The sequence below is a fragment of the Pseudomonas sp. AGC41 genome (genome assembly GCF_057334555.1).
On the sequence record NZ_JBHFJB010000015.1, the window covers coordinates 31,997 to 39,688 of the forward strand.

Here is a 7,692-nt window from a genome sequence, read left to right on the forward strand (position 1 = left end):
CGATAAACCCGTGGCGAGGGAGCTTGCTCCCGCTGGGCTGCGAAGCAGACCCCTTTTTGTGAGCGCTTCGCACTGGAGCGCCAGCCCGGTCAAGCCCCCCCCCCCCCCCCCCCCACGGGGTTTATCGATTTCTTTGGATATCAGCATCGGGCAATAAGCGCAGGGCCACCGAGGAACAATGATCATGTTCGCCGAAACCCGTACCTTCCATGACCCTCAGCAACACGCCGTTTCGATCCTGGGCTGGCAACAGGTCTACGACCAGCTCGGCCGTGGGTGCCTTTCCAGCGAGCTGCGGCAGGTGTGCGCCGAGCGCTTCCAGATTTTCCAGGAAGTGCTGGACAAACGCGTGGTGCAGCGCGGTTGCGCGCCCAAGGGACGCTTGTGCATTGCCATGTCGCTGGGCAACGCACCGGTGGTCCAGGGCCAGCAGGTGGGGGCGCAGAGTGTCGTGTTGTTGCGCGATGGCGAAGACTTTGTGTTGCACGCCCCCGAAGGCACGCACTTCTTCGCGGCCAACGTCGACACGGTGCGTTTCGCCAGGCTGGCGGCTTATGAGTTGCCGGACGAACAGCTCAAGCGCCTGAAAAATGAATCGCAGATCAGCGTGAATGAAGCGGTGCTGGCAAGGGTCCGGCAGCAGATCCAGCCGCTGTTTCGTCACCTGCTGGAACAGGCGGACGCGATCAACCCGGCCACGGAAAAAATCCTCGAGGACGTTCTGCTCAATGCCTTCCTCGATCTGTTCAGCCACGCCTCGGACGAGGCGCGCGGCCGCCGCGGCAATTTTGCCGTCAACGCCTATCTGGTCAAGCGGTGCCAGGAACTGGTGGTTGCCAGCGCGGACGCACCGTTGAGCATCCTGGACCTGTGCGAGCAACTGCGGGTAAGCCGCAGGACCCTGCAGAACAGTTTCCAGGCAGTCACCGGGATGCGTCCGCTGGAGTACCTGCGCAACCTGCGACTCAATGCGGTGCGCCGACGTTTGATCAGCACCCGCGCGGCCGCGCTGAACGTCAGCGAGATCGCCGTGGCGATGGGCTTTTTTCACTTGAGCCATTTTGCCGCGCATTACCGCGCGCTGTTTGGCGAATCGCCCTCGGATACCCCCAGGGCCAAGGCATGACGGGCTGTCGCCCGGTGTTACCAAACCGTCATATCGCGCACCTGAAAGGTGCCCATTGAGCTGTTTGGTAGCACAAATGGGTGCCGACCGCGATCTGCCGGCTACCCCTGTTTTTCATCTATTTCCTTCTAATCAACTGCTTGCACGAGAACTCGTGAGGTTGGCACGCATTCTGCTTTTTTGAATCCATGGATAATTGGATACAAAAATGCAGAAGGTGCCGCCATGCAGTTTGCTCCGACCTACGCTGAACGTCCGCCAATCACCGCCGAGGAAGAGGCCTACAACTTTTTGCTGGAGGCCATTTGCGGTGGTCGCTTGCGCAAAGGCGATCGGCTGATCGCCGAGGACATTGCCAACGAGATCGGCATGAGCCGCATGCCGGTGCGCGAAGCCTTCCGCCGTCTGGATGCCCAGGGCCTCGTCACCCTGCGGCCGAACCGTGGAGCGGTCGTCAGTGGTCTGGACATCGACGAACTGCATGAAGTCTTCGAAATGCGCAGCGCACTGGAAGGGCTGGCAGTGCGTGTCGCCACAGCGAAGATCGGCGAGCGTCAATTGGCTGCCCTGGAGCGCCTGCTGGACGAGATGGACGATTACCGCGAAGAGAGCGCCGAGTGGGTGAGCCGCCATCGCGCGTTCCATGAATATTTGTCCAGCCTCAGCGGTCGCCCGCGCTTATTGAAGCAGATCAGCGCCCTGTATTCGCTGATCGAGGCGCCGATGCGCCTGTGGTTGCAGCATGTCGAAAAACCCTTGAGCGCGCGCCAGGAGCACGTCGTGATCCTCGACGCCCTCCGCGCGGGCGACGCAGATAAGGCCGAGGCCGTGGTACGTGCGCACATCGAAGGCACGGTCCCTGAGCTGATCAAGTTCTTGCAAGCGTAAAAATAACCAGAGCAGGCTCCGAGCCTGCCCCGTGTTCTGACTTTGAGTACTGCCCGTCATTAACTGAACTGGAGTGTCTGGTCATGCATAAGCCTCGCCTGTTGGTTGCCGCTTTATCCTTGGGATTGTGTGCTCAGTGGGCGCTAGCCGCGCCCGTTGTCCCGGATCGCTTGCTCAAGGTCGATAAACTCGTCTATTGCTCGGGCATGGATTCGCCGCCGCTGGTGTCCTTCGATGCGGCGCAGAAACCCAAGGGATTGACCGTAGACCTGGGGCTGGAAATCGCCAAGCGCCTGGGCGACAAGAAGGTCGAATGGCGGGTCATTCCCTTCTCGGGACTGCTTCCGGCGCTGCTGGCCCGGCAGTGCGACATGATCGTCGACCAGCTGTTCGACAAGCCCGAGCGCCGCGAGGTGATCGACATCGTCAACTACATGTATTCCAGCCAGGCGGTGGTGGTGCCCAAGGGCAATCCAAAGGGCCTGAAGACGCTGCAGAGTCTCTCCGGCCACAAGGTCGCGGTACTCAACGGTTCGACCATCAAGACCCTGCTCGACGCCGAAAACGAAACCCTGGCCAAGGCCGGCAAGCCGCCGATGAAGCTGGTGGTCTACAACACCGACACCGATGCCTTCCAGGCCCTGCGCATCAGCCAGGTCGACGCCTACGGCACTACCGTGGAAACCGCCGGTTACTACGCTGGCATGGCCCCTGACCTGTTCGAAGAGGGCGTACCGGCCTTCAGCCGGATTCTCACCGGGCTGGGCATCCGCAAGGACGATCCGCAATTGACCGCCGCCGTGCAGCAGATCATCGCTGACATGCGCAGCGACGGCAGCTACAGCCAGTTGCTGGGCAAATGGCATGTCGCCAGCGACACACTGGATTGAGGTGAACCCCCATGAATTTCAATTGGGATGTGTTCTGGCAATACCTGCTGCAGCCCAGTGAGGTGTACCTCACCGGGCTGTGGCTGACCTGCCTGATCAGCGTGCTGGCGATGCTGCTCGGTTGTGCCCTGGGGCTGGCGGCCGCGCTGCTGCGGTTGTCGAAGAACCCGTTGCTGCACCTGCCGGTGCGCTTCTACGTGTGGCTGATGCGCGGTACGCCGTTGCTGGTGCAGATCGTCTTTCTCTACACCGCCCTGGCTGCCGGCGGGATTTTCCGCTTCGAAGACATCGAACTGTTCGGCCTGGTGGTGCCCGGCAATATCCAGGCGGCGATCATCGCCCTCGGCCTCAACGAGGGCGCCTACATGGCCGAGATCATCCGCGCCGGCATCGGTGCGGTGGACAAGGGCCAATACGAGGCCGGACGTTCCCTGGGCATGACCTTCGCCAAGCTGATGCGCCGGATTGTCTTGCCCCAGGCGTTCCGGGTCATCGTTCCGCCGCTGGGCAACGAGTTCAACGTGATGCTCAAGAACACCACGCTGGTCAGCGTGATCGGCGTGCAGGAACTGCTGCTCAGTACCCAGATGGTCACGTCGGCGACGTTCCGGGTGTTCGAGTTGTATCTGGTGGTGGCGATCTATTTCCTGCTGCTGACCACTCTGTGGGGCTTTTTCCAGCGCTGGCTGGAGGGCCGTTTCGGCCAGTCGGACCGGCCGTCGTCACCGCCACCGGCGTCGCTGCGGATGTTCGGTCGCAGCACCTTGAACCTGCTGAGGGCACGTTGACCATGGCGCACAAGAGTGAAGAGCTGATCATCGAGGCGCTGGACGTGCACAAGTCCTTCGGTGAGTTGCAGATTCTCAAGGGCATCTCGCTGCAAGTACGACGCGGTGAAGTGGTGGTGCTGATCGGCGCGTCAGGCTCCGGCAAGACCACTTTCATCCGTTGCATCAATCTACTGGAAGATATCCAGGGCGGACGCATCCGCGTCAATGGCCAGGCCATGGGTTACCGCGAGCGGGCCGATGGCAGCCTGGTGCGGGAGTCGGAGCGCAACATAGCCCGCCAGCGAAGGGACATCGGCATGGTGTTCCAGCGCTTCAATCTGTTCCCCCACATGACCGCCCTGGAGAACATCATCGAGGCGCCGATCCAGGTGCTCGGCGTGCCTCGCGCCGCTGCGCTGGAACAGGCTCGCGGCTTGCTGGAGCGGGTCGGCCTGGCGGACAAGGCCGATCACTACCCGTCGATGCTTTCCGGTGGTCAGCAACAGCGGGTGGCGATTGCCCGGGCCCTGGCCATGAAACCCCAGGCCATGCTGTTCGACGAACCGACCAGCGCCCTCGACCCGGAAACCGTTGGCGAGGTCCTGCAAGTGATGAAGGAATTGGCCGAGGAGGGCATGACCATGGTCGTAGTGACCCACGAGATGGGCTTCGCCCGGGAAGTGGCCGACCGTGTGGTGGTCCTGGACCAGGGCGAGCTGATCGAGCAAGGGCCGCCGGAGCAGATTTTCTGTCACCCCATCCACCCGCGCACCCGGGCCTTTCTCAGTCGCGTGCTGTGACCTTTCCCGGCCATGAATTCCCGTATTGAAGAGCCTTTGCCATGCTGAAATTTTCTGCCCACGAATACCCCTATCCGTCGCAGCGCCAGAGCGTTTTCGCCCGTCGCGGCATGGTCGCCGCGTCCCAGCCCCTGGCGGCCCAGGCGGGCATCGAGATCATGCAAAAAGGTGGCAACGCCATCGACGCCGCCATCGCCACGGCGGCGGCGCTGACAGTGGTGGAGCCCACCGGCTGCGGTATCGGCGGTGACGCCTTCGCGTTGGTCTGGTGCAAGGGCCAGTTGCATGGGCTCAACGGCAACGGCCATGCACCGGCGGCCTTGGGCATCGAGGCGGTCAAGGCGGCCGGCCATGAACAGATGCCGGTGTATGGCTGGACACCCGTCACCGTTCCCGGTTGCCCGTCGGCCTGGGCCGAGCTGTCCCGGCGCTTCGGCAAGCGGCCTTTTGCCGAGTTGCTGCAACCGGCGATCAGCCTGGCACGGGACGGTTTTGTCTTGTCGCCGGTGGTCGCCCATCAATGGCAGGTCGCGGTGAACGAGCTCACGCCCCATCGCGATCCGGTCCTGGAGGCCTGGTTCGATACCTTTCTCATCGAAGGTCGCGCGCCACGGGCCGGGGAGATTTTCCGCAACCCGGCCCAGGCCCGCACGCTCCAGGAACTGGCCGACACGTGCTGCGAAAGCCTCTATCGCGGCGCATTGGCCGAGCGCCTGGATGGCCATTCCCGAGCCAGCGGTGGCTACCTGCGCGCCTCGGACCTGAGGGATTATCGCGCCCAGTGGGTCGAGCCCATCCACGTCAATTACCGTGGCGTCGATGTCTGGGAGATCCCGCCGAGCGGGCAGGGCCTGGTGGCCTTGATGGCCTTGAAAATACTTGAAGGCTTCGACTTCGATCACCGTGACAGCCAGCAGACCTGGCATCGCCAGTTGGAGGCGATGAAGCTCGCCTACAGCGACGGCCTGCACCACATCACCGACCCCCTGCACATGCGCGTGGCCGTGGCTGATTTGCTCAGTGATGACTACAGCGCCCGCCGTCGCGGACAGATCGGCGAGCAGGCCCAACCGCCGAAGCCCGGCGATCCCCACGCCAGCGGCACGGTGTACCTGGCGACCGCGGACGGCGAGGGCAATATGGTCTCGTTCATCCAGAGCAACTACCACGGGTTCGGCTCCGGCGTGGTGCTGCCCGACAGCGGAATCGCACTGCAGAATCGCGGCCAGGAGTTCAGCCTTGATCCGGCCCACGCCAATTGCCTGGCCCCAGGCAAGAAGACCTTCCATACCATCATTCCCGGGTTTCTTACCCGTGATGGCGAGGCCCTCGGTCCTTTCGGCGTGATGGGCGGCTACATGCAACCCCAGGGACATGTGCAGATGGTCATGAACCTGGTGGATTTCGGCCTGAACCCGCAAGCGGCCCTGGATGCGCCGCGCTGGCAGTGGTTGGGCGGGATGAAAGTCGGCATCGAGCAGGGCGCTTCACGGGACCTGATCAATGCCCTGGCACGCCGCGGCCATGAGGTTCAGGTTGCCAGCGACCTGACCGACTACGGGCGCGGCCAGATCATCCTGCGCGATCCGGTCAGCGGCGTGTTGTGTGGCGGGACCGAACCGCGCGCGGATTCGCACATTGCGGTCTGGTAGCCGCTGCAAAGGGCGTTATCCAACGCCACCACCGGCCTGCTCTTGAATCAGCTCGGCCAAGGTCGCGACGGGGTCGGCAAGGCTCTGTCGCGATCGATGGATGAGGCCGATATCGCGGTGAAAAGTGTGCTGGCCCAAGTCGAGCGCCCGCACACCTTTCGGCCATGGCTGATGGGCCGATGTCTGCGGCACCAGGGCGACACCGACGCCTTTTTCCACCAGTTTGATGATCGCGTCCAGTTCATCCAGCTCGCACACTTCGCGCAAGGTGAAGTGCATCTGCCGCAGGAAACGGTCGACCTGCCTGCCACCGAAGGACGACCGGTCATAGCGGATGAAAGGTTGGCTGGACAGCAGCGTCGACCAGTCCTCGCCGAGCATTGCACGGGGGACGATCAGCCGGTAGGGCTCAAGCGCCAGGGTCGTCCAGCGCAGGTCGCTTTGCAGCGAGAACGGCGGGCGGATCATCACTGCCAGGTCGATTTCGCCGGCGTCCACCAGGTTGATCAACTCGACCGACAGGCCTGGCACCACACGCGTGCGGCATTGCGGACACTGCTGGTGGAACCTGGCGAGGGCGTCCGGCAGATAGGCGCGCTGGACGGAGGCGATCGCGCCGATGTTCACCAGGACGCTGGCGGGTAGCCCGGGCAGGGTGGAACCGAGATTGTCGTAAAGACGGAGCAGCTCCTGGGCTTGCAGGAGTATCTGCTGGCCCCGCTTGTTGAGGTGGGCCGAGCGGCCCTTGCGGTCGAACAGCGCGAAGCCCAGTTCGGCTTCCAGACGCTGGATCTGCGCGCTGACCGCCGCCTGGGTGAGGCCGATCCTGTGCCCGGCGGCGGCAAAGGTGCCTTCGCGCGCCACCGCGATGAGGGTCTTGAGTTCTTTGATCATTCATCAAGGATAATTGTGATTCTGAGAAATTTATATTGATTTTATTGTTCAGTGGCCGCGCCTACGATAGGGCACGCCTTGATGAGCGTGCCCTTGAACAAGAATATTGTCATTTGGAGTCCTGATGAGCCTTTCACCTTTCCATCTCGCAATCCCGGTTTATGACCTCGCGGCAGCCCGAAACTTTTATGGCCAGGTGTTCGGGCTGGAGGAGGGGCGTTCCAGTGATCAATGGGTCGACTTCAATTTCTACGGGCACCAGTTGGTGATCCACGAGCATCCGAAGACCGCTTCCCAGGACAACGCGCACAGCAATGCCGTGGATGGGCACGATGTGCCGGTGCCGCACTTCGGCGTCGTACTGGGTTGGGCTGAATGGGAAGCGCTGGCCGAGCGATTGAAGTCGTTGGGTACCGAATTCGTGATCGAACCCTACATCCGCTTCAAGGGCCAGGTGGGCGAGCAGGCGACGATGTTCCTGTTCGACCCCTGCGGCAATGCGCTGGAATTCAAGGCGTTCAAGGACATGAGCCAGCTATTCGCGAAATAACGGTTGGGCGTTAAAGACTGTAGAAGCAAGCTGAATGCAAGGCTGAACACTCACTATCCCTGTGGGAGCGAGCCTGCTCGCGAAAGCGGAGGGTCAGCTTGCAGTGATGTTGGATGTGCTGA

General features: G+C 62.4%; 8 protein-coding genes. 7 read left to right on the top strand and 1 reads right to left on the bottom strand.

The annotated features are described in order from the left end of the window. Window positions 1–184 precede the first annotated feature (184 nt). The 6 genes from ACE04F_RS02110 (at window position 185) to ACE04F_RS02135 (ending at window position 6,126) form a co-directional block, all read left to right on the top strand. On the top strand, window positions 185–1,126 hold the full coding sequence (locus ACE04F_RS02110) for a helix-turn-helix domain-containing protein (RefSeq protein ID WP_486104436.1): 942 nt from the start codon (window positions 185–187) through the stop codon (window positions 1,124–1,126). Between the two features lie 225 nt (window positions 1,127–1,351). After that, window positions 1,352–2,014, top strand: coding sequence for a GntR family transcriptional regulator (locus tag ACE04F_RS02115; RefSeq protein ID WP_486104438.1), 663 nt, complete (start codon window positions 1,352–1,354; stop codon window positions 2,012–2,014). A gap of 83 nt (window positions 2,015–2,097) precedes the next feature. Continuing rightward, window positions 2,098–2,904 (top strand): ABC transporter substrate-binding protein, encoded by an 807-nt coding sequence (locus ACE04F_RS02120; RefSeq protein WP_486104440.1) that lies wholly within the window; start codon window positions 2,098–2,100, stop codon window positions 2,902–2,904. An 11-nt stretch (window positions 2,905–2,915) separates the two neighbouring features. Further along, on the top strand, window positions 2,916–3,692 hold the full coding sequence (locus tag ACE04F_RS02125) for an amino acid ABC transporter permease (RefSeq protein WP_305495036.1): 777 nt from the start codon (window positions 2,916–2,918) through the stop codon (window positions 3,690–3,692). A 2-nt stretch (window positions 3,693–3,694) separates the two neighbouring features. After that, window positions 3,695–4,474, top strand: a complete 780-nt coding sequence (locus ACE04F_RS02130; protein WP_305495035.1) for an amino acid ABC transporter ATP-binding protein — start codon at window positions 3,695–3,697, stop codon at window positions 4,472–4,474. Window positions 4,475–4,515: 41 nt separating this feature from the next. Then, window positions 4,516–6,126 (top strand): gamma-glutamyltransferase family protein, encoded by a 1,611-nt coding sequence (locus tag ACE04F_RS02135; protein WP_486104443.1) that lies wholly within the window; start codon window positions 4,516–4,518, stop codon window positions 6,124–6,126. Window positions 6,127–6,141: 15 nt separating this feature from the next. Here the strand turns inward: ACE04F_RS02135 and ACE04F_RS02140 are convergent, their stop codons facing one another. Then, a complete protein-coding gene (locus tag ACE04F_RS02140; RefSeq protein WP_486104445.1) occupies window positions 6,142–7,020 on the bottom strand; it encodes a LysR family transcriptional regulator in 879 nt (292 codons plus the stop codon). Window positions 7,021–7,144: 124 nt separating this feature from the next. Here ACE04F_RS02140 and ACE04F_RS02145 point away from each other — a divergent pair, with 124 nt between their 5' ends. Beyond that, window positions 7,145–7,570: a VOC family protein gene (locus ACE04F_RS02145; protein ID WP_486104447.1), complete on the top strand. Its 426-nt coding sequence runs from the start codon at window positions 7,145–7,147 to the stop codon at window positions 7,568–7,570. Window positions 7,571–7,692: the final 122 nt, after the last annotated feature.